This window comes from Nonomuraea sp. NPDC059007 (assembly GCF_042740555.1).
Taxonomy (GTDB): Bacteria; Actinomycetota; Actinomycetes; order Streptosporangiales; family Streptosporangiaceae; genus Nonomuraea.
This window is the reverse complement of the sequence record NZ_JBHYJD010000042.1, coordinates 46,973-72,946: the sequence shown is the minus strand read 5'-3', so window position 1 is coordinate 72,946 and position 25,974 is coordinate 46,973. Positions and strand designations below refer to the sequence as shown.

Genomic DNA, 25,974 nt, shown 5'->3' with positions numbered 1-25,974 from the left:
GACGATTACCCTCATGGATCTGCCCAGTGGTCTGCTCCGCGCGGCTCCCACCCCCTGGAACCTCGCCGTCACCCACGAACCCTCCCTCACCGTGCTGGCCACATCGCCCGAGCACGTCCGGGAGGCGGTCCGCTACGCCGCCGCGAACGATCTACGCGTCCGCGTGCAGAACACCGGCCACGGCGCGCTGCGCCCGGCCACGACCGGCGACCTGCTCATCGTCACCTCCGAGCTGACCGGCGTCGAGATCGACCCGGCCGCCGGCACCGCCACGGTCGGCGCCGGCGCCACGTGGAAGGACGTCATCGCCGCCGCCCACCCCCACGGCCTGGTGCCGCTGACCGGATCCAGCACCCACGTCGGCGTCGTCGGGAACAGCCTCGGCGGCGGGCTCGGCTTCCTGTCCCGCCAGTACGGCCTGGCCTGCGACGCCATCACCGCCGCCCAGATCGTCACCGCCGACGGGAACCTGCGGTGGCTCGACGACGCCGGCGAGCCGGACCTCATGTGGGCGCTGCGCGGCGGCGGACCGAACCTCGGCGCGGTCACCGCGCTGCGGATCAAGCTCGTCCCCGAACCGCGGATCTACGGCGGCGGCCTGTACTGGCCGGTCGAGCTGACCCGGCAGGTGCTGACCGCCTACCGCGAGTGGACCGCGGACCTGCCGGCCTCGATCACCTCGGCCGCCGGGACGCTCCACCTGCCGGACGCGCCCTTCGTGCCCGAGCCGATGCGCGGCCGCTCGTACGTGCGCGTGTGCCTGTGCGCCACCGGCTCCGGCGCCGAGGACCTGGTCGCGCCGATGCGGGCGGTGCCCGGCCTGGTGGTGGACATGGCCGGGCCGCTGCCGTTCACCGAGATCGACGCGGTGACCCGGGATCCGGTCGACCCGCTGCCCTACACGATGCGGGGCGAGATGGTGACGGAGCTGTCCGACGCGGTGCTCGACTACCTGGTGGAGGTGGCGCCGCGCGGGGCGGAGCCGTACGCCTTCATCCTGGTCAGGCATGTGGCCGGGCTCCCGCACGCGGACGACGCCGGGCTTGGCTACTGGCAGGGCGACTTCGCCGTCGGGGCCGTCAGCATGGTGCCGGACGAGCGGGCCGCGGCCGACGTGGCGGCTTTCGGCGACCGGTTCTCGGCCGCGCTGGCGGGCAGCGCGACCGGGTTCGTGCCGCTCAACTTCATGGGCGTGCCGGAGCAGGCGGCGCGGGCCTTCACGCCCGAGCATCTGCGGCGGCTGACGGAGGTCAAACAGCGGCACGACCCGGCCGGGATGTTCGGCGGCGACCGGGCGATCAACCGGTCGTGACCTCCAGCGACTCCAGGCCGCGGATGACGTAGCCGGGCTTCCACACCGGCTCGCGGACCAGCTCCAGGTTCGGCGCCTTCTCCAGCAGGGCGCCGAAGGACTCCATGAGCTCGATCCTGGCCAGCGGCGCGCCCAGGCAGAAGTGGATGCCGGCGCCGAAGGAGATGTGCGGGTTGTCGGCGCGGCCCACGTCCAGGCGATCGGGGTCGGCGAAGACCTCGGGGTCGCGGTTGGCGGAGCCGAACAGCAGCGCCACCTCCACACCCTTCGGGATCGCCACACCCTCCACCTCGATGTCCTCCAGAACCCAGCGCTCGAACATCTGCAGCGGCGTGTCCCAGCGCATCAGCTCCTCGATCGCCGTCGGGAGCAGGGAGCGGTCGGCGCGCAGCCGTTCCAGCTCGGCCGGGTTCCTGAACAGCGACCACCAGCCGTTGCCGGTGACGTTCACGGTGGCCTCGTGGCCGGCGTTGAGCAGCAGCACGCAGGTGCCGACCAGCTCGTCCTCGGTCAGCTCCTCGATCTGGGCCAGCGCGCTGACGAGATCCTCGCCGGGCTGCCGCCTGCGCTCGCGGGCCAGGTCCTTCAGGTAGTCGGCGAACTCGGCCGCCGCGCGGACCGCCGTGTGCTGGGCCTGCGGCGACGGGTTCAGCTCGTACATGAGGCAGATGTCGGCCGACCAGGGGCGCAGCAGGTGCCGGTCGGCGTCGGGAATGCCGAGCATCTCGGCGATCACCGTCACCGGCAGCGGCTCGGCCACCTCGGCGAGCAGGTCGCCGCCGCCCTTGGCCACGAAGGCGTCCACCAGCCCGCCCGCGATCGCCCGTACGCGCGGCCGTAGCGACTCGACCATCCTCGGCGTGAACGCCTTGGAGACCAGGCGGCGCAGCCGCGTGTGGACGGGCGGCTCCACGTCGAGCATGCTCGCGTTGACCACCCGCCAGAACGGCTCCTGGAAGTCCGGCGGCGCCTCCTGCCCGAACTCCTCGTGCTCGGCGACGTGCAGGTAGGAACGGCCGAGCCGGCGATCACGCAGCAGCGCGTTGACGTCGGCGTATCGCGAGACCAGGTACTGGCCGGTCGGCTCGAAGAAGCTGACCGGCTCAGCCCGCCTCAGCTCGGCGTAGACGTCGTACGGATGGGCTACGAAATCCGGATTCCACGGGTCAAAGCGCACCGCTTCATCCTACGAGCTGCCGTCCTTGGCGTTCTCCTGCTCGGACCGCTTGGCCTGCCTGCTGCGCATCCTGATGTTGAGCAGTTCGACGATGACCGAGAAGGCCATCGCGAAGTAGATGTAGCCCTTGGAGATGTGCTGGCCGAAGCCCTCCGCGAGAAGCACCACGCCGATCAGCACCAGGAAGGACAGGGCCAGCATCTTGATGCTCGGGTGCTTGTCCACGAAACGGCTGATCGGGCCGGAGGCGAACAGCATGACCAGCACCGACACGATCACCGCCGCGACCATGACGCCCAGCTCGTTCACCATGCCGACCGCGGTGATGACCGAGTCGAGCGAGAAGACGATGTCCAGGATCATGATCTGGATGATCACCGAGGCGAACGAGGCGGCCTTGCGCGGCTTGCCGTTGTCGCCCTTCAGCTCCATGCTGTGGCCGATCTCGGTGACGCTCTTGGCCAGCAGGAACAGGCCGCCGAGGATGAGAATCAGGTCACGGCCGGATATGTCATGACCGAAGACGGCGAACAAGGGCTCGGTCAGCCTGACCACCCAGGACAGGGCGAGCAGCAGGAGCAGTCGGCTGATGAGCGCGGCGGCCAGTCCGAGCACCCGGGCCCGGTCGCGCTGGTGCTCAGGGAGTTTCCCGGCGAGGATCGAGATGAAGATGATGTTGTCGATTCCCAGGACGATCTCCAGGGCGACCAGGGTGAAGAACCCGATCCAGATCTCCGGGTTGCTTACCCAGTCCCACATCTCCGCACCTCCGTTGTCGGGAACTATCTCCCGGTACCAACGACCTAACCCCCGCAGAAGTTCACGATCCCCCTTAGTAGTTCGGATATGTCGCTGGCCTGGGATGATCCACCCCAGAGAGGTGGTCAACGACGGATCGCAGCGTTAAGGGGTTGCTATTTATGGCCGGGTGTCGCTTATAGTGCTGCGTGTAGGTCATGAGTGCCAGCGACAAGCCCCGGCTAGCTGGCCGGCAACCCTCGCGTCCGCGGCGGGGTGCCCCGGGTGAGGACCTGGTCCGTCACGAGGTGTGGCGGGCAAGCGCGGGCTCCGTGGCGATTCCAGGGGTCCCGACGACCCCAGGAGACTTGCCGTGTCCACGCTGACCATCTTCAGCTCCGTCCCCGCCCAGACCCAGTCGCAGCAGCCCCAGCACGGCGAGGCCCGTGCCGTCCCGGCCGTGCTCGGCGCCGACCTGGAGGTCCCGGTCAAGGGCGGCAAGCTGGTCGGTTACGCCAACCTCGACTACGCCGCCAGCGCCCCCTGTCTGGAGCCGGTCAGCGCCGCCGTCACCGCCGCGCTCCCGGCCTACTCCAGCGTGCACCGCGGCGCCGGCTACGCCTCCCAGCTCACCACCGCCCGCTACGAGCAGGCCCGCCACACCGTCCGCGCCTTCGCCGGCGCCCGCCCCGACGACGCGGTCATCTTCACCCGCAACACCACCGACGCCACGAACCTGCTGGCCGGCGTCCTGCCTGCGGGCACCACCACCGTGGTCTTCGACAGCGAGCACCACGCCTCGCTGCTCCCCTGGAACAAGACGGTACGGCTGGCGCCGCCCGCCTTCCCCGGCGAAGCCGTCCGCCAGGCCGACGAGGCCCTCGCCGCCATCTCCGGCCCCAAGCTGCTCGTCGTCACCGCCGCCTCCAACGTCACCGGCGAGCTGTGGCCCATCGCCGCCCTCGCGCACATCGCCCACCGGCACGGCGCCCGCATCCTGGTCGACGCCGCCCAGCTCGTCCCGCACCGCCAGCTCAACCTGACCGCCCTGGACCTGGACTACGTCGTCTTCTCCGGCCACAAGCTGTACGCGCCCTTCGGCGCCGGTGTGCTGATCGGGCGCCGTGACTGGCTGGCGAGCGGCGAGCCGTACCTCAAGGGTGGCGGGGCGGTGAAGTCGGTCGGCGCGGACGAGGAGTCCACCGAGTGGCACGACGACCCCGAGCCCCGGCACGAGGCCGGCACCCCGAACGTGATCGGCGCGATCGCGCTGGCGGCGGCGTGCGACGCGCTGAGCGCGACCGGCTGGGCGCCGCTGGTCATCGAGGAGGAGCGGCTGATCGCGCGGCTGCGCGACGGCCTGGCCTCGATCGAGGGCGTGCGGGAGCTGTCGCTGTGGGGTCCCGACCACCCGCGGGTGGGCATCGTCTCCTTCGTCGTGGACGGCTACAGCGCGCGCGAGGTCGCCGAGGCGCTGTCCGGCGAGTACGGGATCGGCGTGCGCGACGGCAAGTTCTGCGCGCATCCCTTTGTGCGGCATCTGCTGGGTACCGCCGACGGCGGCTGTGAGGACGGGACGGCCTCCGCGGTGCGCGCCTCGATCGGCATCGGCACCACCGACGAGCACGTCGACCGGCTCATCACCGCGCTGCGGGACCTCTCTGCCGTCAACCTCGCCGCCCGTTAGGCGTCACTCGGGCGGGTTCTTCCTCGGCTGGTCGTCACTCGGGCGGGTTCTTCCTCGGCTGGTCGTCACTCGGGCGGGTTCTTCCTCGGCTGGTCGTCGGACATCAGCGCGTCGAGCGCCTTCATGTCGTCGTCGCTCAGGGCCGCGCCGCTGCTCGTGGCGGGTGGCGGAGTGGGCTGGCGCGGCACGTCGGCGCGCGGCTCCGTCCCGTTGCCGGGCGCCTGCGTCCCCGTGGGCGGCTGCTCTGCCCGGGTGCCGGGCGGCTGCGTCCCGGTGGGCGGCTGTGTCCCGTTGGCGGGCGGTTCCGTTTCGGTGCGCGGTTCCCGCACGGTGCGGACGTTCGTGGGCATGGTCGTGGTCGTCGCGCCGCTCCCGGTCGACTCCGGCAGCGTCTGGTCGGCCGCGCGCCTGCTCAGGATCGTGCGGGCGATGCTGTCGACGCTGATCCGGCCTGCCCCGGCGGCCAGCAGGAGCAGGCAGGCCGCGCCCAGCGCGCCGACGAGTTCCCAGCCCATGTCGGTGACGAAGATGCCGTTCTTACCGTGGACGAAGATGATCGCGCCCAGGCTGACGCACAGCAGGGCCAGCGCGGCCAGGCGGGTCAGCAGTCCGATGATCAGGAAACTGCCGCCCACGAGCTCGGCCACGGTCGTGAAACCGGCCGCGAGCTCGGGTTGGGGCACGCCGGACTGGGTGAACATCTGTGACGTCGGTCCCAGTCCGTTCTGCCATTTCTGCCACCCGTGGGCCACGAAGATCACGCCGATGGTCACTCGCGAGATCAGGGCAGCTAGGTCGAAAGCTAGCTTCATGGTGGTTTCTCCCCCCGTTGTGGTAATTGTCCCCCACCCCTCTGACCTGCGACTCCTCCCCATACCGTCTCTTGAACGGCCCGTTACGCCTGGGCGCGCCGTACAGAATGAAAGGACCGCACAGTAGATCGCGCGCGAGGCCGGTGGGAGCATGGGGAAATGACCGAGCGCATCATCGGGATCGGCGCAGGGGCGAAGGAACTGGCCACAGAGGACATGGTCCTCAACATCGGCCCCCAGCACCCCTCCACCCACGGCGTGCTCAGGCTGCGGCTCACGCTCGACGGCGAGCGGATCTCCAGCGCCGAGCCCATCATCGGCTACATGCACCGGGGCGCGGAGAAACTGTTCGAGGTCCGCGACTACCGGCAGATCATCATGCTGGCCAACCGGCACGACTGGCTGTCCGGGTTCGCCAACGAACTCGGCGTGGTGCTGGCCGCCGAGCGCATGCTGGGCATGGAGGTCCCGGTCAGGGCGGTCTGGGCGCGTACGCTGCTGGCCGAGCTCAACCGGGTGCTCAACCACCTGATGTTCCTCGGCTCCTACCCGCTGGAGCTGGGCGCGATCACGCCGCTCTTCTACGCCTTCGAGGAGCGCGAGCGCATCCAGGCCGTCATGGAGGAGATCTCCGGCGGGCGCATGCACTACATGTTCAACCGCGTCGGCGGGCTCAAGGAAGAACTGCCGCTCGGCTGGCTGGACCGCGTGGCCGAGACCGTCGCGATGACCCGCCGCAAGGTCCCCGACATCGAGGGCCTCATCCTGCACAACGACATCTTCCTGGCGCGCACCAAGGGCGTCGGCGTCCTCGACCGCGACACGATCATGCAGTACGGCGTGAGCGGCCCCATAGCCCGAGCCGCCGGTGTCGACATCGACCTGCGCCGCGACCAGCCGTACCTGGCCTACCCCGAGCTGCCGGTCAAGGTCGTCACGCGGACCGCGGGCGACTCCTACGCCCGCTTCGAGGTCCTGCTTGACCAGGTGAAGGTCTCCCTCGATCTGGCCGAGGCCTGCGTCGACAAGCTGCGCTCCCTGCCGCCGGGCCCGATCAACCAGCGCCTGCCCAAGGTGCTGAAGGTGCCCGAGGGCCACACCTACGCCTGGACCGAGAACCCGCTCGGCATCAACGGCTACTACCTGGTCTCCAAGGGGGACAAGACGCCGTGGCGGATGAAGCTGCGCTCCGCCTCCTTCAGCAACATCCAGGTGCTGCGCGAGATCCTGCCGGGGCACCTGGTGGCCGACATGGTGGCGATCTTGGGATCCATGTTCTTCGTCGTGGGTGACATCGACAAGTGAAACGCGATAAATACGTCGACTGGCTACGTGCTCTGAGCCTGATCGTCGTCGTGGTGTGGCATTGGGCGTTCACGATCCTGCAATGGACGCCGGACGGGCCCTCGCCGACCAGCCCGCTCGGCTTCACCACCGGGCTGTGGATCCTCACCTGGTTGCTGCAGGTGCTGCCGCTGTTCTTCTACGTCGGCGGGCACGTCCACCTGCTGTCCTGGAACCGGGCGTGCGAGCGCGGCGTCGGCATCGGCGCCTTCGTCTGGCGGCGGCTGCGGGCGCTCGCGCTGCCCGCGCTCGGGCTGTCGGCGGCGTGGATCGCCATCGGAACCGTCGCCACCACGGTGTTCGACGCCCCGCCCTGGACGTGGCGCGTCGTGCTGCTGGTCCTGAGCCCGCTGTGGTTCATCGGGGTCTACCTGACGCTGATCGCGCTGCTGCCGGTCGCGCTGTGGCTGCACCGGCGATACGACGTGCTCGCCCTCATCTGGCTGGGCGGCGCGGCGCTGGTCGTCGACGTACTCCGGTTCCGCTACCACCTGGAGTGGGCCGGCTGGTTCAACATGATCATCGTGTGGGGGCTGGCGCACCAGGCCGGCTTCTTCTACGACCGCGTGGTCGCGCTCCCCCGCCGCTACGACATCGGCGTGCTCTGGACCGGCCTGTTCATGCTGATCGGGCTGGTGTACTCGGGCATCTACCCGGGGTCCATGGTCGGCGTACCCGGTGAGAAGTGGTCCAACATGGCGCCGCCGACCTTCGTCATCGTCGCCCTGCTCATCTTCCAGATCGGCCTGGTCGAGGTGCTGCGCCCGGCCATGGAGCGGGTGCTGGAGAAGCCCGGATGGAAGCGGGTCAACGACACCATCAACCGGTTCGCGCTGCCGCTGTTCCTGTTCCACACGACCGGGATGGCGATCGCGCTGGGGCTCGGGTGGTGGTTGTTCGGCACACTCGGCGGCACCATCCCCCCGGACTTCACGTGGTGGCTGGAACGCCCCCTGGCCATCCTCGGGCCCCTGATCTGCACCCTTCCGGTCATCTACCTGTTCGGCCGCAAACGCCGGACCGTTCAACAAGCGCCTGACAATCGTTGAACGCTGCCGTATCCTGGAGCCATGACGAACATCGGCTTCCGGGCGACACCGGACGACGAGCGCATCATCAAAGCAGCCATGAGCGAGGGTGAGACTACAAGCGACGTCATCCGGCGTGCACTTCGCCTGCTCGACCGGGACGTGTGGCTGCGGCAAGCAGAAGCCGACATGGCGCGACTGGCCGACGAAGACCTCTCGGACGAAGAGGACGCCTGGTGATCCGCGGCGCGGTCTACCGAGTGGACTTCGGGGAGGCCAAACGTGGGCACGAACAACGCGGGCGCCGCTACGGATTGGTGCTCAGTCCTTCGACAGAGTCCTGGACAGTGGCAACGGTCATCCCGACCTCCACGAAGGCGCAGGCATCGCTCTTCAGACCCGAGATCGAGCTCGGGGGGACACGCACTCGCTTTCTTGTCGATCAAATCCGCACAGTGGACACCAGTTTCATCCAGGATCCGCCCCTCTACTACCTCGGCCGAGACGAGCTAGCAGAGGTGGAACACACGGTGATCCTCTACCTCGGGCTCTGACGTTCCGCTTCCGGGTCCTTGGGGATGCGGCAGGAGTGTTCGAGGAAGAGGGCGGCGCCGATCAGCACGACGAAGGCCAGGAACGAGCCCGTCGCGACGAAGAACTCCACCCGCGGCGTCTGCCTGGTCAGCATCGACATGGTGTGCAGCGAGAACCCGGCGAAGATCCCGGCGAACACCGCCCCCACGTACGCCGAAGCCTTGGCCAGAGCGGCCAGACGGGCCACCGCCAGCGGCTCCACCGGCTTGGTGCCCGGCTTGCGGGCGATGCGCGCCCGCGTCATCCACGCGCTGTACGCCTCTCCGACGGCCAGCAGCAGCACGGTCGGAATCGCCGTCCACGGAATCACCGGCAGGTCGGAGTAGACCTGCCGCACCAGAATCCAGGTGAGCAGAGCCAGCACGACGACGATCCCGACGAGCACGCCGGGTTTGGTGGGCCTCAAGCCGGCCCCTGCAGCTTCAGGTCCTCGCGCAGCCACACCCCGGCCCGGTCGAGCCCGGCCAGCAGATCGGCCACCCGCCCCCGCCCGGGAATCTCACCGTCGGGATCCACCTGAGCCCACGGCACCAGCACGAACGCCCGCTCGTGCGCCCGCGGATGCGGCAGCGTCAACTCGGGGTCGTCGCTGATCACCTCGCCGACCACGAGCAGGTCCACGTCGAGCGTGCGGGCGCCCCACCGCTCCTCCCGCACCCGGCCGAAGGCGTTCTCCACGCTCTGCGCCCGGTCCAGCAGCATCTGCGGCTGCAACTTCGCCTCCGCGACGATCACCGCGTTCAGGTACGGCTTCTGCCCCTCCGGCCCGCCCACCGGATCGGTCTCGTACACCGGCGAGGCGGCCACGAACTCCAGCCCCGGCGCGTCGAACAGCGTGTCGACCGCGCCCTGCAACGTCTGGAAACGCTGCCCGAGATTGCTGCCCAGCGCGAGAACCACTTTCATGGCCGGCTCCGTTCGATCGTGACCACGACGTCGTCGAAGGGCAGCGGGATCGGCGCCGCCGGCTTGTGCACGCTCACCTCGGCCCGCGTCACCAGCTCGGAAGCCAGGCAGACGTCGGCCAGCCGCTGGGCCAGCGTCTCGATCAGCTCGACCGGCTCGCCCTCGACGACCTTGACCAGCGCCTCGGCCAGCTCGCCGTAGTGGACGGTCAGCCTGAGGTCGTCGCCCGCCGCCGCCGGCGCGGTGTCGAGGAACAACGTCGCGTCGACCACGAACTCCTGGCCCAGCTCGCGCTCCGCGGGCAGCACCCCGTGGCGGCCACGGGCGCGCAGGCCCTTCAGCGTGATGCGGTCAGCGGTCAAGCTCGCCCTCTTCCTCATCGTCCTCGCCCTGCAGCACCGGTGAGCCGTGGTGCATCCACAACCGCCAGCCCTGCGGCGTACGGATGTAGACGTTGCTCGCCACGACCTTCCCGGCGGCGAAGCTGGCCTCGCCTTCCTCGCCGGCGGTCAGGATGTTCTCCACGCAGGTCAGGACCGCCACGTCGCCCAGCACGACGGTGCTCACGTCCGTGAGCACGAACTGGATGTAGGTGGTGTTCGCCATGATCAACGCCCAGGACCGCAGCACCTCGGAGCGCCCGGCCAGCAGCGACCAGCCAGGATGAACACAGCTCACCTGATCGCTGATCGTGTCCTCGGCCCAGATCTCGGTCATCTTGTCGAGATCGGCGTTCTCTATGGCGGTATAGAAGGCCTGGTTGACCGTCTCGATGGCCGCGGTGTCGACGCTCATCCTTCGGCTCTCTTCCATGCGGCGGCCACACGCACGGCGTCCGCGTTGGGCCCTACCTCGTGCACCCGCACGCACCACGCGCCCGCCCGCGCGGCCAGCGCCGTCACCGCCAGAGTGGCGTCGTCGCTCCCGCTGAACGGCCGCGGCGTACCGTCGGCGCCGGCCAGCAGCCGCCCGAGGAACCGTTTGCGCGACGCCCCGACCAGCAGCGGGAACCCCAGCTCCGCCAGCCGTTCGATACCCGCCAGAACCGCCCAGCTGTGCTCGGCGTTCTTCGCGAACCCCAGCCCGGGATCAAGCACCACCTGCTCCGTGGAAACGCCCTCGGCCAGCACGTAGTCGACCCGCTTGGCCAGCTCTTCACCCACCTCGGTGACCACGTCCTCGTAAACGGCCCGATTGTCCATGTCGTGCGAGTGGCCACGCCAGTGCATGACCACATACGGCACACCGGTGGCGGCCACGACCTGCGGCATGTCCGGATCGGCCAGCCCGCCGCTCACGTCGTTGACCAGCCGCGCGCCCGCCTCGACGGCCGCCTTGGCGACCTCGGCCCGCATGGTGTCCACGCTGACCGCGACACCCTCACCGGCCAGCGCCCGAATCACCGGCACCACCCTGGCCAGCTCTTCATCCAGCCCCACCCGCGCGGCACCCGGCCGCGTGGACTCCCCACCCACATCGACGATGTCGGCACCCTCGGTCACAAGCTCAAGCCCGTGCCGGATCGCCGCCGCCTCGTCGAACCACAACCCGCCGTCGGAGAAGGAGTCGGGCGTGACGTTGACCACACCCATGACGAGGCACCGATCCTCGGCAGGCAGTCCCGGCACCCTCATCATGCCCCCAAGCCTAGGCGGTGGTGGTTCGCTCTCGATGTCGTGGGTGGCACTTTCCCCACCGCTCTCAACTCTCAGTGGCGCGTCGCAGGATCACGTGTATATCCACCACAGCCCCGCCAGCGTAACGCCCCCACTCTCCAAAGGATGGCGCGCTCGCCGCCCATAGCGTGGGTGCATCACGCTTGCGGTGGGTGCACCACGCTCTGGGGTTACGGCAAGCCCAGGTACCCCCACCCGCCGCACCCATAGCGCGCTTGCGGTGGGTGCACCACGCTTTGGGGTTACGGCAAGCCCAGGTACCCCCACCCGCCGCACCCCTTCCCGCCCTTCCAGGGAAACGGTCGTCCACCTCACAGGTACCTCGCCGTGACGCCCGCCCCCTGGGCCGGGCACGCGACCCCGCGCTCGCCACCGCGCATCGGCGCCGAACCCGCCCGCACCACTCCCCGCCGCCGCGGCGCCTCGGGGAGTCCCTCCCCCGCTCGCGCGCATCCAGCCGCATAGCGTGGAAGGAAACCACACACCACGCAGGCAAACACACCATGTGGGTGGGGCGGTGGGGCCGGGCGGTAGCGGGGAGGTACTCCCGAGGCGCCGGTGCGGCGGGAGGCGGCACCGGCGGGGTCGGCGCCGATGTGCGGTGGCCGGGGTGGGGTCGCGTGCCCGGCCAACCGGGCGGACGTAACGGCGGGACACCCGTGAGGTGGACGAGCGTTTCCCTGGAAGGGCGGGAAGGGGTGCGGCGGGTGGGGTTGCCTGGGCTTGCCGTAACCCCAAAGCGTGGTGCACCCACCGCAAGCGCGCTATGGGTGCGGCGGGTGGGGTTACCTGGGCTGGCCGTAAGCGCAAGGCATGATTTTGCTTGTTGGAAGAGCCGCTAGCGGCCGATTATCAGGCTCATCGCCTCGGCGCGGGTTTTGTCGCTGGTGCGGAAGTCGCCGCGGACCGCGCTGGTGAGGGTTTTGGCGCCTGGCTTGCGCACGCCCCGCATCGTCATGCACAGGTGTTCGGCCTCGATCACCACGATGACGCCGCGCGGCTCCAGTACGCGCATCAGCGCGTCGGCGATCTGGGAGGTCATGCGTTCCTGGACCTGCGGGCGGCGGGCGTAGACGTCGACCAGGCGGGCCAGCTTGGACAGGCCGGTGACCTGGCCTTTTTCGTTGGGGATGTAGCCGACGTGGGCCACGCCGTGGAAGGGGACGAGGTGGTGTTCGCAGGTGGAGTACACCTCGATGTCGCGCACGAGGATCATCTCGTCGTGGTCGACGTCGAAGACCTTGGTGAGGACGTCCTCCGGCTGCTGGCGCAGGCCGGAGAACTGTTCCGCGTACGCACGGGCGACCCGGGAGGGGGTGTCGAGGAGGCCGTCACGGTCGGGGTCCTCACCGATGGCGATGAGGATCTCCCGGACGGCCTTCTCGATCCTTGGTTGATCTACGTTCACGCACTGTCCCCGGACGGCAGGGCGTCTTGGTGCCCCGCGGTGAGCGAGCCGTTGGCCGACTGCTCCTTCGGCGTCAGGATGGGCGGCAGGTCCGACGGGAGCCGCTTGCCGTAGCCCGCGTAGGACGGGCGGTGCTCCTTGACGACCACGGACGAGAAGATCTCCACCACCTGCTGGCGGGAGAGTGTCTCCTTCTCCATGAGTTCGAGCACCAGGTTGTCGAGCACCTCGCGGTACTCGACCAGGATGTCCCACGCCTGGTCGTGCGCCGTCTCGATCATCCGGCGGACTTCCTCGTCGATCGTGGAGGCGATCTTCTCGGAGTAGTCGCGCTCGTGGCCCATCTCGCGGCCCAGGAACACCTCGGCCTGACCGCTGCCGAACTTGCGTGCCCCGAGCTGCTCGCTCATGCCGTACTCGGTGACCATGCGGCGGGCCACGGCGGTGGCCTTCTCGATGTCGTTGGAGGCGCCGGTGGTGGGCTCGTGGAAGACGAGCTCCTCCGCCGCGCGGCCGCCGAGCAGCATCGCGAGCTGGTCCATCATCTCCGAGCGGGTGGCGAGGAACTTGTCCTCCATCGGCAGCGTCATCGTGTAGCCGAGCGCGCGGCCGCGGGAGAGGATCGTGATCTTGTGCACGGGGTCGCTGTTGGGCAACGCGTGCGCCACGAGCGCGTGACCGCCCTCGTGGTAGGCGATCATCTTCTTCTCCTTGTCGGACATGACCCGCGTCTTGCGCTCGGGTCCTGCCATGACGCGGTCGATGGCCTCCTCAAGGGTGTCCATCGAGATCAGCTTCTGGTCGCCGCGCGCGGTGAGCAGCGCCGCCTCGTTGATCACGTTCGCGAGGTCCGCACCGGTGAATCCGGGGGTACGGCGGGCGATGACGTCCAGGTCGACCTCCGGCGCGAACGGCTTGCCGCGGCCGTGGACCTTGAGGATGCCCTTGCGGCCCTCCAGGTCGGGACGGTCGACGGTGACCTGCCGGTCGAAACGGCCGGGGCGCAGGAGCGCCGGGTCGAGGATGTCGGGCCGGTTCGTCGCGGCGATGAGGATCACGCCGCCCTTGACGTCGAAGCCGTCCATCTCGACGAGCAACTGGTTCAGCGTCTGCTCGCGCTCGTCGTGACCGCCGCCCAGACCGGCGCCGCGGTGGCGGCCGACGGCGTCGATCTCGTCGATGAAGATGATCGCCGGGGCGTTGGCCTTCGCCTGCTCGAACAGGTCGCGCACGCGGGACGCGCCGACGCCGACGAACATCTCGACGAAGTCGGAACCGGAGATCGAGTAGAAGGGCACTCCGGCCTCACCGGCCACCGCACGGGCCAGCAGGGTCTTGCCGGTGCCGGGCGGGCCGTACAGGAGCACGCCCTTCGGGATCTTCGCGCCGATCGCCTGGAACTTGGCCGGGGCCTGCAGGAACTCCTTGATCTCCTGGAGCTCCTCGATGGCCTCGTCGGCGCCCGCGACGTCGGCGAACGTCGTCTTGGGGGTGTCCTTGGTGATCAGCTTGGCCTTCGACTTGCCGAAGCTCATCACCCGGGAGCCGCCGCCCTGCATCTGGTTCATGATGAACAGGAAGATCAGCACGATGATGACGATCGGCAGGAAGCTCACCAGGAGGCCGACGAGGAAGTTCTCCTGCGGCACCTCGGTGGTGAAGCTCTTGGTCTTTCCGGCGCCCACCTGCTTGTTCAGCTCTTCGGTGAGCGTCGGGCCGTAGCCGGTGACCCAGTCAGACTGGATCATGTTGGTCGGGGCGTCGCCCGACTTGACGGTGATCTTGTTGTGGAGGGTCAGCTCGATCCGCTGGTCCTTGTCAACAATCTTCGCGTTGCTGACGTTGCCGGTGCGGATCTGCTCGAGGACCGTGGACGTGTCGGCCTGCTTGAAGTTGCCACCACCGCTCCACAGCTGGGTGACGAGCAGGAGCAGCACGACGATGCCCAGGATCCACAGCAGTGGCCCACGTGTAAATCGCTTGAGATCCATCCGATGCGGAACCCCTTGCGGGCCCGTCCCTTCCTGACCATGGCCTGGAAACCCCGGGCAGGGCCCGGGGCCGCGGCATCCGACACCGCGACTACTGACTACCCGAAGGGGACCACGTGGTCACCCTCCCGTCGTCAGAAGGTACACCGGACAACGCGCGGTGGCACCGCCCGCTAGACCGGCCTTGCCCTACCAACGTACGTCAGGTAGAGCGATGTTCCCGGTCCCTGCGTGCAATGTCGGAAATGCCGCACAGACAGTTACGTGTAGACATGCGGAGCCAACGTGCCGATGAACGGCAGGTTGCGGTACTTCTCCGCGTAGTCCAGCCCGTAGCCGATGACGAACTCGTTCGGGATGTCGAAACCGACATACTTCACATCAATCGGCACCTTCACCGCGTCCGGCTTGCGCAGTGCGGCACAGATCTCCAGCGAGGCCGGGTTGCGCGATTTCAGGTTCTCCAGCAGCCAGTGGAGGGTCAGGCCGGAGTCGATGATGTCCTCGACGATCAGCACGTGGCGGCCCATGATGTCGTTGTCCAGGTCCTTCAGCACCCGGACCACACCCGACGACTTGGTGCCGGCGCCGTAGGAGGACACCGCCATCCAGTCCATCTGCACCGAGGTGTGCAAGGCCCTGGCCAGGTCGGCCATGACCATGACCGCCCCTTTCAGCACGCCCACGAGCAGCAGTTCCTGGCCCGCGTAGTCTTCGTCGATCCGGCCGGCAAGCTCTTTGATCTTCGCCTGGAGTTCGTCCTCGGGGATGAGGACCTTCTCGAGGTCGTGGCCCATGTCGGCAGCGTCCACCTGCGAGTTCCTTACGGGATGGGTCTGATGGCGAGTATCAGCGTCCCATACCGCCGCACGGCGGTCAGACCCCCGGGCAGGTCAACGCCTTTCTGCCCCCGCCACTCGGTGACCAGCCGCTCGACAGCGTGCACGTGGACGGCCGACAAGGCCCCGGAAGGCACCCCGGCGTCGATCGCCGCCCGTTTGATCACCCGCCGCCGGACCGCGCCGGGAAGATCCTCCAGCGCCGGTACGGCCAGCGTCACCATCCCCGGGATATCGCTTAGAGCGCAATCCTCGAACGCCTTTTCCGCCCATTCATGAAGCGCGTCGGCATCGTCACGGGCCAGCTTGGCCGTCCGCGCCAGCGCCTGAGCCACTCCGGGCCCCAGCTCGCCCTCCAGCACCGGCAGCACCGCCCTGCGCACCCGTACCCGCGTGAACCGGTGTTCCTCGTTGTGCGGGTCCTCCCAAGGCTCCAGGCCCAGTTGCGCGCAGGCGGCCACCGTCGTACTCCGCCCCAGCTCCAGGAACGGCCGCCGATAGATCCCCTGAACCTTCGCCATCCCCGACAACGACCGCAGCCCGCTGCCCCGCGCCAGCCCCAGCAGTACGGTCTCCGCCTGGTCGTCCCTCGTGTGACCCAGCAGGACCACCACCGCGCTCAGCCTCGCCGCCGCCTCCTTGAGCGCCTTGTACCGGGCGTCCCTCGCCGCCGCCTCCGGTCCGCCCTCGGTACCCACCTTCGCCGTCAGCACCTCCGCGGGCTCCAGCCCCAGCGGCAGCGCGGCCAAACCGGCCGCCCGCTCCGCCGAGCCCTGCTGCAGGCCGTGATCCACCGTCACCAGTCCTGCCCGCAGGCCCATCCTGGGCGCCACGAAGGCGAGTGCCGCGGCCAGGGCCAGGGAGTCGGCGCCGCCACTGCACGCGGCCAGCACCAGGTCGCCCTGGGGCAGATCACCCAGGACCTCTCTGACGGCTCGCCGGACGTCGGCTACGGCTGGATGCGGCCCCATACCGCCCATTGTCCCCGGCGCCGGGCGGTCTTCTGCCGCAGATACCGGCGGGTCGGCCCGATCGCCTTGGGGCTAGTTCCAGGCGCCGGGCACCTGCTCGGGCACCTTGCCCTTGAGCTGGTCCTGGCCGAGCACCTCGCTCTCCAGGGGCAGCGCGACGGTGACCTGCCGTCCCCAGTCGGAGTAGCGGGTGTCCGTCTCGACGCGGAACACGGAACCCCTCCAGTGGTGCATGACCGCCTTGACCGTGGCTCGCTCCACCAGGCCGGCCGTACTCAGGCGAAGGGTGTAGGAGATGGTGCTGAGGGGCTTGCCGAAGGAATAGCCGCGGAAGCGCGCGGCGAAGGCGTCAGAGACCTTGACCAGCTTGTCGCCCTTGATCGTGCCCTTCACCACCCCGCCCCGCCAGGACGTGCGGTGGGCCAGCAGCGCCTTGAGCGTGGCGGGCTCCAGAACCTCCAGCAGCGGGTTCGTGGAAGGCAGATCGGTATGCCGGTAACGCACCCAGTGGGTGCCCTCCGGCAGCACATCGGCGAATCGAGGGCCCGCGACGTAGTCGACGTAGCGGGACGAGATCACCCGCAGCGGCGCCTCTTCCAGGGCGGCCTCCTCTACCAGGCCGAATTCCTTCAGACCTCGGACCGCCGCCTTGCTGTACCGCATCTGCTGGGACGTATCGGAGGCGATCTCACCTTCCGGCCCGAACCCGGCCGTGCCCTCCAGATTCAAGGTGTACCGCAGGCCCTGGCCGTGATCCACCTTCGCGGCGAGCTCGACGTTCACCCCCTTGCCGCGGATCAACGCCGCCCGGAGCGCCGTCACCGGGTCGGTCCCGGGCGCCGCCTGCGCGGGGACGGCGACCAACTGAGCCAGGAGTAGGCCCACGACGGCTCGCTTCATCACGCTCTCCTGGAGTTGGCCGGAGGGACGAACCATCTTGTGCATGCGAGATCAACTGTCAACCGATCCCCCTCAGAAGTGTTGAAGAGGGGCGTCCGCCTGGGTCCAGTGCCAGTTGACCGGCGCCCACCGCTTCTTCAGGACGGTGCGCTGCCGCGCGTACCCGCTCAAGGCCTGCTCGACGGCGGCCGCCAGGTCGTTCAGATCGTCGGGGACGGGCAGGCGCAGGACCAGGTGCTGCTTGTTGTGGACGAGCAGGAGTTCACCGGCGGGCGAGCAGGCGGTGAGGGTGAAGTGGATCAGCGGTTTGAACGCCCCGCTGCCGGTGTCCAGCTTGGCGCGCAGGTTTCCCGTTCTGTCCCAGGCGTAGAGGCCGTAGCGGTTGAGGTGGAAGGCGAAGCCCCTGTACGCGTCGGCGGCCAGGCCGAAGCAGAAGCCGGTGAAAGGGGAGTCGTCCCAGTTGTCCATGCCTTGGAGGCGCCCGGTCATCTTCCCCCGGTCATCGACAAGGGCGAACACGAACGGCCGGCCCCGGCTGCCGCCACGGTAGGTCTTGCCGTACCAGGGGACGACGAACAGGTCGTCGGCCAGCGCCACGGCCCGCTTGAGGCGGGAGTCGCGCCAGGGTGCGAACAGGTCCTCGTCGGGCACCTGTTCGGTCAGCGCGGGCCGGGGCCGGTGGGCCAGGCCCACTGGGGCGCCCTGATAGAAGACGTGCGCGCGCAGGTCGATCTCGCGCTGGTGATCCGGTTGGGGATCGAGCGAGACGAGCGCCTCGATCACCGGCTTGGACGCGGCGGTCAGGGCGCCGTCCGCCACACCGACGAGGTTGGTGAGGTGGCTGCCGTACTTCCACACACCGAACTCGGCGACCGTACACAGCAGCCGGCCCGAGGGCGTGACGCTGATGGACGTGGCGAAGGACTCGCCTGGCGTGAACTCGTCGAAGGCGTTCCGCCATTCCCTTGTGGCGTAGGTGGCCGCCACCCGGCTCAGGTCGGATGTGATCAAGGTCGTTCTGTCCGGGAGCGCGCTGACGGCGAGGGTGCCGTCCGGCAGGACACAGAGACTCATGTCACCGCCCTCCGCCACCGTGGCACCGTCGAGATAACGGCTCCGCCAATAGGCACTGGCCAGCACGTCACCGGTGCCGGAGTAGCGGGTGAGGATCCGGTATGCGAAGTCGGCCACGGCCGGGTCCTGTACGTCGTCCGACCTGCGGTCCAGGTGCCGGTGGACCCCGTACAGCGCATACACCTCACCGTTGGGCGCGGCCGCCACGTCGTACGCCTCGACGCCCCAGCCCTTGGAGTAGAGCGCGGTCAGGTCGATGCGGTGAAGGTTCACCAGCTTGGCCGGCAGGGCGAGTGGGAGCGGTTGGTACATGGCCGTCATTGTGGATCTCGGCACTGACAGTTACTTCACGGGCTTCCTGCGAGTACGGCCCGGCTGTTCTACACATACCTGGTCCACCACGGCCCCGGGCAGGGCGGACCAGAGCGGCGCCCACCACCCAACGGGCTGGGGAGCCCACCCACGACCCCGGCCACCTGCGCCTACCCGGCCCACCACGCCTCCGGCAGGCTGGGCAGGAGCGTGCCACCACCCAGCCGCGCAGCGGGCCAACCGGCCAACGGGCTGGCAGCCCACCCACGACCCCGGCCACCTGCGCCTACCGGTCCCCCACGCCTCCGGCAGGCTGGGCAGGAGCGTGCCACCACCCAGCCGCGCAGCGGGCCAACCGGCCAACGGGCTGGCAGCCCACCCACGACCCCCGGCCACCTGCGCCTACCCGGCCCGCCACGCCTCCGGCAGGGTGGGCAGGAGCGTGTCTACCACTTAGCCGGGCAAGGGGTGGGGCCCCAGCAGGCAACCCGAGCGCAGCGAGGACCCCCAGGAGTCGAGCTTCAGCTCGACTGGCCAAACGCGCGAAGCACCTTGCCCTTAGGACTCCAGGGCCGGTTGGCCGATCACGCGGGCGATCCAGGCGTCCGGGTCGGCGATTTCGGCGATGGTGGGCAGCGTCTCGGGTGATGTCCACACCTTGTTGAAGCCGTCCATCTCCACCTTGCCCACCACATGGCGAACGAAGGCCGAGCCCTCCGCATACTGCTTCATCTTCAGCTCGATGCCCAGCAGCCGCCGCACCGTCTTGTCCAGTCTGGACGTGCTCTCCCTGCGCGAGGCGAACTTGGCGCGGATGTCGGCCACCGACGGGACCACGGACGGCCCCACCGCGTCCATCACGTAGTCCCCATGCCCCTCGACCAGCGTCATCACCGCGGTCAGGCGGTCGAGGATCTCCTTCTGGGCCGGTGACTGGATGGCGTCGATCAGGCTGCCGTCTCCGCCGCGTACCACGTCGGCGACCGTGTCGGCCGCGGTGCGCAGCCGTTCCAGGATCGTCGGCAGGTCGAGGTCGGACGCCAGCAGGAACTCGGTCATCTGCGAGCGCACGTATTCGCGCAGCCACGGTACGCCCGTGAACTGCACGCGGTGCGTCTCCTCGTGCAGGCAGACCCAGAGGCGGAAGTCGCGCGGGTGCACGTTCATCTCGCGCTCGGCGTGCACGATGTTGGGCGCGACCAGCGTCAGCCGGCCCGCTGCCTCCTGGCCGGTCGGGTCCGGCGGAAGGAACAGTTCGTACTGGCCCAGTACGCGCGAGGCCAGGAACGCCAGCACGGCGCCCACCTCGACCCCGGTGATGCGTGAGCCGACGGCCGTGACGATGGCGGGCGGCGGGTTGTCGCTGTTGCCCATCCGCTCGGTCAGCGGCTCCAGCACGACGCGGAAGCCCTCGACGTTGGCCCTGATCCAGCCGGGGCGGTCGACGATGGTCGCCGGCTGCGGGGGCGTCTCGGTGTGGATTTTGGTGAAGTCACGCACGTGGCCCTCGGCCTCGCGGGAGAGAGTGCGTAGCTCTGTGACCGCCTGCCTGGCCTCCTCACGGCTTACCTGCGGCCCGGGGCGCACCAGGCGCGTGCCGGTCGATACGGCCAGATCCCAGTCGATCACCTGCATGCCTACCACCGTACGTGGTCGGAGGCCGACCCGCGACGGCCTCGCGTCAGGATCGGGCGACGATGGCGGCAAGCCGGTCCAGGACGGGTTCTGCCGACAGCGGAACCTGGTCGGCCATGAAGGCGAAGGTGACCAGCCGCCCGTCCTTGGTGGTGGCGAGGCCGGCGAGCGTGTTGACGTTGTTGAGCGTGCCGGTCTTGGCGCGGACGAGCCCGGCCTGTCCCTTGCTGTCGGAGCCGGAGAAACGCCGCCCGTTGCCCAGCGTGCCGGTGAATCCGGCGATCGGCATGCCGGAGGCCACCGCGTGGAGTTCGGGATGTTTGGGCGAGCCGGCCAGCGCCACGAGCCTGGCCAGGCCGTCGGCGCTGATGCGGTTCTTGGTGGACAGGCCGCTGCCGTCGTACACCTGGATGCCGCGCGAGGCCCCCAGTCTCTTGAGTACGGCCAGCACCGCCTTGCCGCCGCCCTCGAAGGAGGCCGGTTGCCCTTCCTTCAGCGCGATCTGCCTGGCCAGCGCCTCGGACAGGTCGTTGTCGCTGAAGGTGAGCGCGTGCTCGACCAGCGCGTAGACGGGCGGGGAGTCGACCTTGCCGAGTTCCGCGGCGCTCTGGCCGGCCTTGGCGGGGGCGATGCTCTTCGATACGGCGACGCCGTACCGGGAAAGGAGCTTGGCGAAGGCGGCGGCGGCGAACTGCGGCGGGTTGGCGACGCGGGGCTGGGAGCGGGCCGGGTTCTGCCGGCCTTCGTCGATGGCCAGCGCGTGGACGGGCGCGACGTTGCCGTCGGGGATGTAGCTGGGCTTCCAGCCGGGGCCGATGGGCGAGCCGGTGTAGAGGGAGGAGTCGTAGCCGAGCGTGACCTTCCTGACGCCCTGTTCCTTGAGCTTGGCCGCGGTGCGGGCGGCGAGCACGGCCAGGGAGGCCGGTTTCGGGTAGGTGCTGGGCTTGGCCGCGGGGCCGGACAGCATGGGGTCGCCGCCGCCGACGAGCACGATCGAGCCGGGCGTCCTGCCCTGGACGACGCGCGTGGACAGGCGGGTGTCCGGGCCGAGCGAGGCCAGCGCGGCCGCCGCGGTGACGATCTTGGTGGTGGAGGCGGGGACGATGCCGATGTCGGCGTTGGAGGCGAAGACGCGCTGGCCGGTCGTGGCGTCCAGAACGACGGCGCCGACACGTTTCCCCAGCGCTTTGTCACCCAGCGCATCGGTGAGCTGTTGCGTCAAAGTACCCTTAGTCGGGAGAGGTCCGTCTCCACCCGAGGCCAGCACTGGTCCAGCGGTGATCACCGGGACGGAAGGAGACGCGGTCGGCTGTTCGGCTGGGTGCGGGGCCTGCCTCGTCAGGGCGGCCAGGCTGAAGTCGTTCCGCACCGCGTAGACACCGGTGGCGATCGTCGTGGCCTGGAGCAGGACGAGAGTGGTCACCGCCACCCAACGCTCGCGCCGTACCACGTCGCCTGTCCCTCTCTCCTGTAGTTCGCCTACGAGACATTAACGCCCAGCCGGGGGTGCCCGGGGGGTTGAGCGGAGGAACAGCGGTGGAGTTCGACGTTGTCGTTGAGATTCCCAAGGGGCAACGGAACAAGTACGAAGTGGACCACGAGACCGGGAAGATCCGGCTTGACCGGCTCCTGTTCACCTCCACGCAGTACCCCGCGGACTACGGCTTCATCGAGAACACCCTCGGTGAGGACGGCGATCCCCTTGACGCGCTGGTGTTGCTGCAGGAGCCGACGTTCCCCGGCTGCTACATCACCTGCCGCGCGGTCGGCATGTTCCGCATGACCGACGAGAAGGGCGGCGACGACAAGGTGCTGTGCGTCCCCGCCACCGACCCCAGGATGGAGCACATCCGCGACATCCACCACGTGCCCGAGTTCGACCGGCTGGAGATCCAGCACTTCTTCGAGGTCTACAAGGACCTGGAGCCCGGCAAGTCGGTGGAGGGCGCCAACTGGGTGGGCCGCCTGGAGGCCGAGGTCGAGATCAAGCGCTCCTTCCAGCGCCTGAAGGACCAGGGCCACCACTGACGGACCTCATCTGGGGCGGGTGGCGCCCACGAGGTCACGGCGCCACATGGAGGCGATCCTGACGACGTCACCCGTCTGCGGGGCGTGCACCATGAGGCCGCGGCCGATGTACATGCCCACGTGGTGGATGTCGCCGGGATCACTGGTGATCCGGCCGAAGAACAGCAGGTCGCCCCGGCGCAGCTCGCGTAGCGGGATGTGGGGTCCCGAGGTCCACTGGGTTCCCGTCCAGTGGTCGATCCGGACCCCGGCCCGCTCCCACGCCCGCATGGTCAGCCCCGAGCAGTCGTAACTGCCCGGCCCGTCGGCCGCCCACACGTACGGCTTGCCGAGCTGCGTGAGCGCCCAGTTGGCGGCGATGTCCCCGTTGCCGGACCCGGACACCGGTATCGCCCCGGCGCCGAAGCTCGTGCGTTCGTACGCGGCGGCGCGTTCCCTGGCCAGCCGGTCGGCGAGGCTGCGCGCGGAGTCGACCTGGTCCTGCAGCTTCTTCTTGGTGGCCAGGAGCGTCCTGGTCTCGCGCGTCTGCTCGGCGACGGCGGCCTCGGCGGCGGTCTTGGCCTCCTCGGCGCGCTCCATGGCGTCCTGCTGCGCGGTCTGGGCGTCGTCGGCCTGTTCGCGCAGGATCTCGGCCACGCGTTCCGCGGCCCGCATGCGGTCGAGGACGAGCGTGCGCTCGCCGCCCATCTGCTCCAGCACCGAGGCCCGGTGCAGGAAGCCGTCGCCGCCGTCCGCGATCATGGTCAGCATCGGCCGCGCGAGGTCGAACCCGCCGTAGGCCTGCGCGGCGATCGCCGCCACGTCCGCCCTGGCCGCCTCGGCCATCGTCTCGGCGTCCAGCAGCCGCGTACGTGCCGCCTGCGCGGCGACCTTGGCCGCCGCGAGCTTGACCTGTTCCCCGTTGTAGGCCTCGACCAGCCGTTCGGCGGCCGCGCCGAGCTCGTCGAGCCTGCTCTGCGCGGCCGCGAGCTTCGCGGCCGCCGCCCCCAGCGCCTTGTTCTTGTCCCGTACGGCGTCGCGCGCCTCGGTCACGTCGTCGGCAGAAGGCCGCGGTTCCGCGTAGGCGGGCGGGCAAAGGATGGCGATCAGGCAGGCGACCAGGAGTCCGGCTCTGACGGAGTGCATAGATCCCCCTCGCTCTCGGTCACTCTATGCACTCAGTGCCCGTTCGTCACTCACCGCACACATGAAACACACGCAACGTAATCATCACAGGCGAAACAGGCGTTCTATCCAGGGACGGACGCCGATAGAGGGAGGTTTCGCCCCACGGGGATAGGTGAAGACAGGTGTCTGGCTTCCATACGCAGCGTGAAGTTCGGCGGCTTTGCACCAGTCGGCGCTGACCCGGGCGGCGGCCCAGGCGGCGGCGATGGCCGGGCGCGACTCCTGGTGGCGGTCGTAGGTCTGGAAAAGCGTCATCGTGGCGGCCGCGGCGAGGTGGCCGTCGCCGGGGTAGGCGGTTCCGGCGAGATAGGGGGCGGTGACCCGGCCGCCGTGAGTGGTGTCCAGGGCCCAGGTCCAGTTGGCCAGCACGAGGCCCAGCACGGGGTCGGGCAGGGTGGCGGCGGCGCCGTACATGCGCTCCTGGCGGGTGCCGGTGAGGCGGCGGGAGGTCCACAGCCAGTCGAGCTCGGCGGGCGGCTCGCCACCGGCGAGCCAGGACAGGACGGCCAGGCCCCGCGCGGTCCGCAACCGGCACAGTTCGAGCAGGTCGCGCAGCATGCGGGGGCCCGGGTCGAGCCAGGTGGGCCAGGCGACGCAGTGGCTTCTGTGCACCATCGCGGCGAGTTCGTCGCGGACGGTCAGCGGGCAGACGCGGCAGCCGAGGTGCGAGTCGTGGCGCAGCTCGAATGCCTCCATCGCTCAGCTCGCCGTCGGGTCGGGGGCGGCGGTGGGGGTCTCCACGGGCGGCGTGGGCGTGGGGGTCTGGGTGGGAGTCCGCGTGGGCGTCGCCGACGGGGTGGGGGTCCTGGTGGGCTTGTGCGTCGGGGTGGCCGTCGGCGCGGGGGTGGTGGGGCAGGGCGTGCGGGTGGGGCGGCCCTGCGGGTCTCTGGTGGGCTTGCCTGCTCCCGGTACGCCGCCGGGGTCACCGGGCTCGCCCGGGTCGGGAGCGGCCGGTGGGGAGGCGGGCGGGGTGGTGGCCGGTGCGGGCGAGGAGGGCGCGCGGGTGGGCGGTGCGGTGGTGGGGCCGGCGGCGGGGTCGGTGGCGGGCGGCGTGACCGCGGACGGATCGGTGGCGGCCAGGACGCCGACGGGGCGGGTGGCGGTGCTGTCGGGGATCGGTTCGACCTGGATGGCGGTGTCCTGCGGGTCTGGCGCCCAGGGCAGTCTGATGCCGGGCGGCTCGCCGGTGGCGGGGAAGGCGCCGGTGGCGAGGCCGGACAGGCCGCCGGTCTCGGTGCCGAACTGGTGGAAGACGACGCCGATCGCGATCACCGTGGCTACGGCCGCCAGCGCGCCAGCCAGCGCCTGAGGCCACTTGCGAGCCTTCTTCTGCCCTGGGCCGGGAAAGCCGGCGGCGTCCAGGGCGGCCGAGCGCCTGGCGACGTAGCGGCGGTACGGCAGGAGTTCCGGGTCGATGAAGCAGCTCATCACCCGGACCCGCAGCGAACCCGGCAGGCTGACCACCGGGAGCAGCTCGAACACCTTGGCGGCCGCGATCTGCCGGTTGCGGTGCGGGGCGCACAGGTCGCAGTGGGACACGTGCCGGACGAGGTGCCTGCGCATCTCGGCGGTGAGCTCGCCGGAGAAGCCGGCGAGGATGTCGGCGCGGCGCGGGCAGTCGTAGGGGCCCTTCCTGGCCAGGAACTCGGCGGTGATCGCGTCGCGCAGGCGCTCGCGGGCCTCCTCCTCGGCGGTCTCGACCTGGCGCGGCGAGGCGCCGAGGACGGCGGCCAGGTCGAGGGTGGCCAGGCCGTGGCGGGTGCTCAGCTCCAGCAGTTCGCGGTCGCCGGCCGGCAGGCCCTGCGCCGCGTTCCATGCCATGACCCGCAGGTCGGCGTCCTCAGGGTCGTCCGGTTCCGGGGCCTCGGTCGGCGTCGGCGCGTCTTGGGGCGCCGCCAGGCGGCGGCGGGCGCATTCGCCGCGGGCCAGCGCGTAGAGCCAGGGGCGCAGGCGCTCCGGCTCGGCCAGCGCGCCGATGTGGGCCTCCGCGGCGATGAGCGTGTCGCGCAGCGCCACCTGGGCGCTGTCGGAGCTTTGGAGGAGGGACCAGCAGTATTGGTAGATGCCCTCGGCATACGTGTCGTAGAGCGCAGCCAGAGCACCCGGGTCGTCAGCGCGGAGAGCCTCGACCAGGACGCGGTCAGTCATGTTGCTTAAGGTAATGGATTGGTAACTAGTAGTTCTACCGATTCAGCGCTAATGACAGAATGGCCCGCCGATAAAAAGTCCGAATAAAAAGGAATTGTTGCGAAAGCGCCGCGCCCGTGGGCGCGGCGCGTAAAACCTTGTGGTGGTGGCCGGGGCGCCCGGGTACCCCCCCGGGAAACGCGAAAGGCACGGTGGTGGGCAATACCCGGTTGAACGGCACCCCCCCC

At 69.6% G+C, this 25,974-nt stretch carries 26 protein-coding genes and 1 riboswitch; of the genes, 7 read left to right on the top strand and 19 right to left on the bottom strand.

The window, feature by feature from the left end; all coding sequences use genetic code 11:
• The first annotated feature begins 13 nt into the window (after positions 1 to 13).
• Positions 14 to 1,312, top strand: a complete 1,299-nt coding sequence (locus tag ACFWY5_RS44300) for an FAD-binding oxidoreductase (RefSeq protein WP_379638437.1) — start codon at positions 14 to 16, stop codon at positions 1,310 to 1,312.
• On the opposite strand, the gene ACFWY5_RS44295 is transcribed toward ACFWY5_RS44300, so the two are convergent.
• Positions 1,299 to 2,489 (bottom strand): cytochrome P450, encoded by a 1,191-nt coding sequence (locus ACFWY5_RS44295; protein ID WP_379638435.1) that lies wholly within the window; start codon positions 2,487 to 2,489, stop codon positions 1,299 to 1,301. The two genes, ACFWY5_RS44300 and ACFWY5_RS44295, sit on opposite strands and share 14 nt — an antisense overlap.
• A gap of 9 nt (positions 2,490 to 2,498) precedes the next feature.
• Complete coding sequence (locus ACFWY5_RS44290) at positions 2,499 to 3,248, bottom strand: TerC family protein (RefSeq protein ID WP_379611953.1); 750 nt, start codon at positions 3,246 to 3,248, stop codon at positions 2,499 to 2,501.
• Between the two features lie 193 nt (positions 3,249 to 3,441).
• Positions 3,442 to 3,557, top strand: a riboswitch (SAM riboswitch).
• Positions 3,558 to 3,600: 43 nt separating this feature from the next.
• Between ACFWY5_RS44290 and ACFWY5_RS44285 the strand changes: the two genes are divergently transcribed.
• Complete coding sequence (locus ACFWY5_RS44285) at positions 3,601 to 4,914, top strand: aminotransferase class V-fold PLP-dependent enzyme (RefSeq protein WP_379638434.1); 1,314 nt, start codon at positions 3,601 to 3,603, stop codon at positions 4,912 to 4,914.
• A gap of 65 nt (positions 4,915 to 4,979) precedes the next feature.
• On the opposite strand, the gene ACFWY5_RS44280 is transcribed toward ACFWY5_RS44285, so the two are convergent.
• On the bottom strand, positions 4,980 to 5,726 hold the full coding sequence (locus ACFWY5_RS44280; RefSeq protein WP_379638433.1) for a DoxX family membrane protein: 747 nt from the start codon (positions 5,724 to 5,726) through the stop codon (positions 4,980 to 4,982).
• Between the two features lie 159 nt (positions 5,727 to 5,885).
• On the opposite strand from ACFWY5_RS44280, the gene ACFWY5_RS44275 reads away from it, so the two are divergent.
• Genes ACFWY5_RS44275 through ACFWY5_RS44260 form a run of 4 tightly spaced genes read left to right on the top strand, consistent with a single transcriptional unit; the run spans position 5,886 to position 8,652 of the window.
• A complete protein-coding gene (locus ACFWY5_RS44275; protein ID WP_379611957.1) occupies positions 5,886 to 7,031 on the top strand; it encodes an NADH-quinone oxidoreductase subunit D in 1,146 nt (381 codons plus the stop codon).
• Positions 7,028 to 8,119 carry an acyltransferase gene (locus ACFWY5_RS44270; protein ID WP_379638432.1) on the top strand — a complete coding sequence of 364 codons (1,092 nt, stop codon included), beginning with the start codon at positions 7,028 to 7,030 and terminating at the stop codon, positions 8,117 to 8,119. The genes ACFWY5_RS44275 and ACFWY5_RS44270 overlap by 4 nt, the downstream gene beginning before the upstream one ends.
• A gap of 21 nt (positions 8,120 to 8,140) precedes the next feature.
• Positions 8,141 to 8,338 carry a hypothetical protein gene (locus tag ACFWY5_RS44265; protein WP_379638431.1) on the top strand — a complete coding sequence of 66 codons (198 nt, stop codon included), beginning with the start codon at positions 8,141 to 8,143 and terminating at the stop codon, positions 8,336 to 8,338.
• A complete protein-coding gene (locus ACFWY5_RS44260; protein ID WP_379638430.1) occupies positions 8,335 to 8,652 on the top strand; it encodes a type II toxin-antitoxin system PemK/MazF family toxin in 318 nt (105 codons plus the stop codon). The genes ACFWY5_RS44265 and ACFWY5_RS44260 overlap by 4 nt, the downstream gene beginning before the upstream one ends.
• Here the strand turns inward: ACFWY5_RS44260 and ACFWY5_RS44255 are convergent.
• From ACFWY5_RS44255 to dacB, 13 genes are all read right to left on the bottom strand, one after another.
• Positions 8,637 to 9,098 carry a DUF3180 domain-containing protein gene (locus ACFWY5_RS44255; protein WP_379611960.1) on the bottom strand — a complete coding sequence of 154 codons (462 nt, stop codon included), beginning with the start codon at positions 9,096 to 9,098 and terminating at the stop codon, positions 8,637 to 8,639. The genes ACFWY5_RS44260 and ACFWY5_RS44255 overlap by 16 nt on opposite strands.
• On the bottom strand, positions 9,095 to 9,598 hold the full coding sequence (gene folK / locus ACFWY5_RS44250; protein ID WP_379611961.1) for a 2-amino-4-hydroxy-6-hydroxymethyldihydropteridine diphosphokinase: 504 nt from the start codon (positions 9,596 to 9,598) through the stop codon (positions 9,095 to 9,097). Before folK ends, ACFWY5_RS44255 begins: the two co-directional genes overlap by 4 nt.
• Positions 9,595 to 9,978: a dihydroneopterin aldolase gene (folB, locus tag ACFWY5_RS44245; RefSeq protein WP_379638429.1), complete on the bottom strand. Its 384-nt coding sequence runs from the start codon at positions 9,976 to 9,978 to the stop codon at positions 9,595 to 9,597. The genes folK and folB overlap by 4 nt, the downstream gene beginning before the upstream one ends.
• Positions 9,950 to 10,393, bottom strand: a complete 444-nt coding sequence (locus ACFWY5_RS44240) for a nuclear transport factor 2 family protein (protein WP_184971388.1) — start codon at positions 10,391 to 10,393, stop codon at positions 9,950 to 9,952. The genes folB and ACFWY5_RS44240 overlap by 29 nt, the downstream gene beginning before the upstream one ends.
• Positions 10,390 to 11,190, bottom strand: coding sequence for a dihydropteroate synthase (gene folP / locus ACFWY5_RS44235; protein ID WP_379612000.1), 801 nt, complete (start codon positions 11,188 to 11,190; stop codon positions 10,390 to 10,392). Before folP ends, ACFWY5_RS44240 begins: the two co-directional genes overlap by 4 nt.
• A 922-nt stretch (positions 11,191 to 12,112) precedes the next feature.
• Positions 12,113 to 12,682: a GTP cyclohydrolase I FolE gene (gene folE / locus ACFWY5_RS44230; protein WP_379611964.1), complete on the bottom strand. Its 570-nt coding sequence runs from the start codon at positions 12,680 to 12,682 to the stop codon at positions 12,113 to 12,115.
• Entirely contained in the window at positions 12,679 to 14,673 is a 1,995-nt protein-coding gene (ftsH, locus tag ACFWY5_RS44225) for an ATP-dependent zinc metalloprotease FtsH (protein ID WP_379611965.1), read from the bottom strand. Before ftsH ends, folE begins: the two co-directional genes overlap by 4 nt.
• Positions 14,674 to 14,933: 260 nt before the next feature.
• Positions 14,934 to 15,485, bottom strand: a complete 552-nt coding sequence (gene hpt, locus ACFWY5_RS44220; protein WP_312896704.1) for a hypoxanthine phosphoribosyltransferase — start codon at positions 15,483 to 15,485, stop codon at positions 14,934 to 14,936.
• A gap of 11 nt (positions 15,486 to 15,496) precedes the next feature.
• Positions 15,497 to 16,483: a tRNA lysidine(34) synthetase TilS gene (gene tilS / locus ACFWY5_RS44215; RefSeq protein ID WP_379638428.1), complete on the bottom strand. Its 987-nt coding sequence runs from the start codon at positions 16,481 to 16,483 to the stop codon at positions 15,497 to 15,499.
• A 72-nt stretch (positions 16,484 to 16,555) separates the two neighbouring features.
• A complete protein-coding gene (locus tag ACFWY5_RS44210; protein WP_379638427.1) occupies positions 16,556 to 17,383 on the bottom strand; it encodes a hypothetical protein in 828 nt (275 codons plus the stop codon).
• A gap of 72 nt (positions 17,384 to 17,455) precedes the next feature.
• On the bottom strand, positions 17,456 to 18,769 hold the full coding sequence (locus ACFWY5_RS44205; protein ID WP_379638426.1) for a hypothetical protein: 1,314 nt from the start codon (positions 18,767 to 18,769) through the stop codon (positions 17,456 to 17,458).
• 558 nt (positions 18,770 to 19,327) lie between these two features.
• The gene (locus tag ACFWY5_RS44200) at positions 19,328 to 20,404 is read right to left on the bottom strand and encodes a zinc-dependent metalloprotease (protein ID WP_379611969.1); all 1,077 of its coding nucleotides are present in this window, start codon (positions 20,402 to 20,404) and stop codon (positions 19,328 to 19,330) included.
• A gap of 46 nt (positions 20,405 to 20,450) precedes the next feature.
• Positions 20,451 to 21,827, bottom strand: coding sequence for a D-alanyl-D-alanine carboxypeptidase/D-alanyl-D-alanine-endopeptidase (dacB, locus tag ACFWY5_RS44195; protein ID WP_379638425.1), 1,377 nt, complete (start codon positions 21,825 to 21,827; stop codon positions 20,451 to 20,453).
• A 113-nt stretch (positions 21,828 to 21,940) separates the two neighbouring features.
• Between dacB and ACFWY5_RS44190 the strand changes: the two genes are divergently transcribed.
• Entirely contained in the window at positions 21,941 to 22,432 is a 492-nt protein-coding gene (locus tag ACFWY5_RS44190; protein WP_184971400.1) for an inorganic diphosphatase, read from the top strand.
• 6 nt (positions 22,433 to 22,438) lie between these two features.
• On the opposite strand, the gene ACFWY5_RS44185 is transcribed toward ACFWY5_RS44190, so the two are convergent.
• The 3 genes from ACFWY5_RS44185 to ACFWY5_RS44175 all read right to left on the bottom strand — a co-directional run bounded on the left by ACFWY5_RS44185 (position 22,439) and on the right by ACFWY5_RS44175 (position 25,747).
• A complete protein-coding gene (locus ACFWY5_RS44185) occupies positions 22,439 to 23,557 on the bottom strand; it encodes a C40 family peptidase (protein ID WP_379638424.1) in 1,119 nt (372 codons plus the stop codon).
• A gap of 84 nt (positions 23,558 to 23,641) precedes the next feature.
• The gene (locus ACFWY5_RS44180) at positions 23,642 to 24,295 is read right to left on the bottom strand and encodes a hypothetical protein (RefSeq protein ID WP_379638423.1); all 654 of its coding nucleotides are present in this window, start codon (positions 24,293 to 24,295) and stop codon (positions 23,642 to 23,644) included.
• A 3-nt stretch (positions 24,296 to 24,298) separates the two neighbouring features.
• Complete coding sequence (locus ACFWY5_RS44175) at positions 24,299 to 25,747, bottom strand: RNA polymerase sigma factor (RefSeq protein WP_379638422.1); 1,449 nt, start codon at positions 25,745 to 25,747, stop codon at positions 24,299 to 24,301.
• Between the last annotated feature and the right edge of the window lie 227 nt (positions 25,748 to 25,974).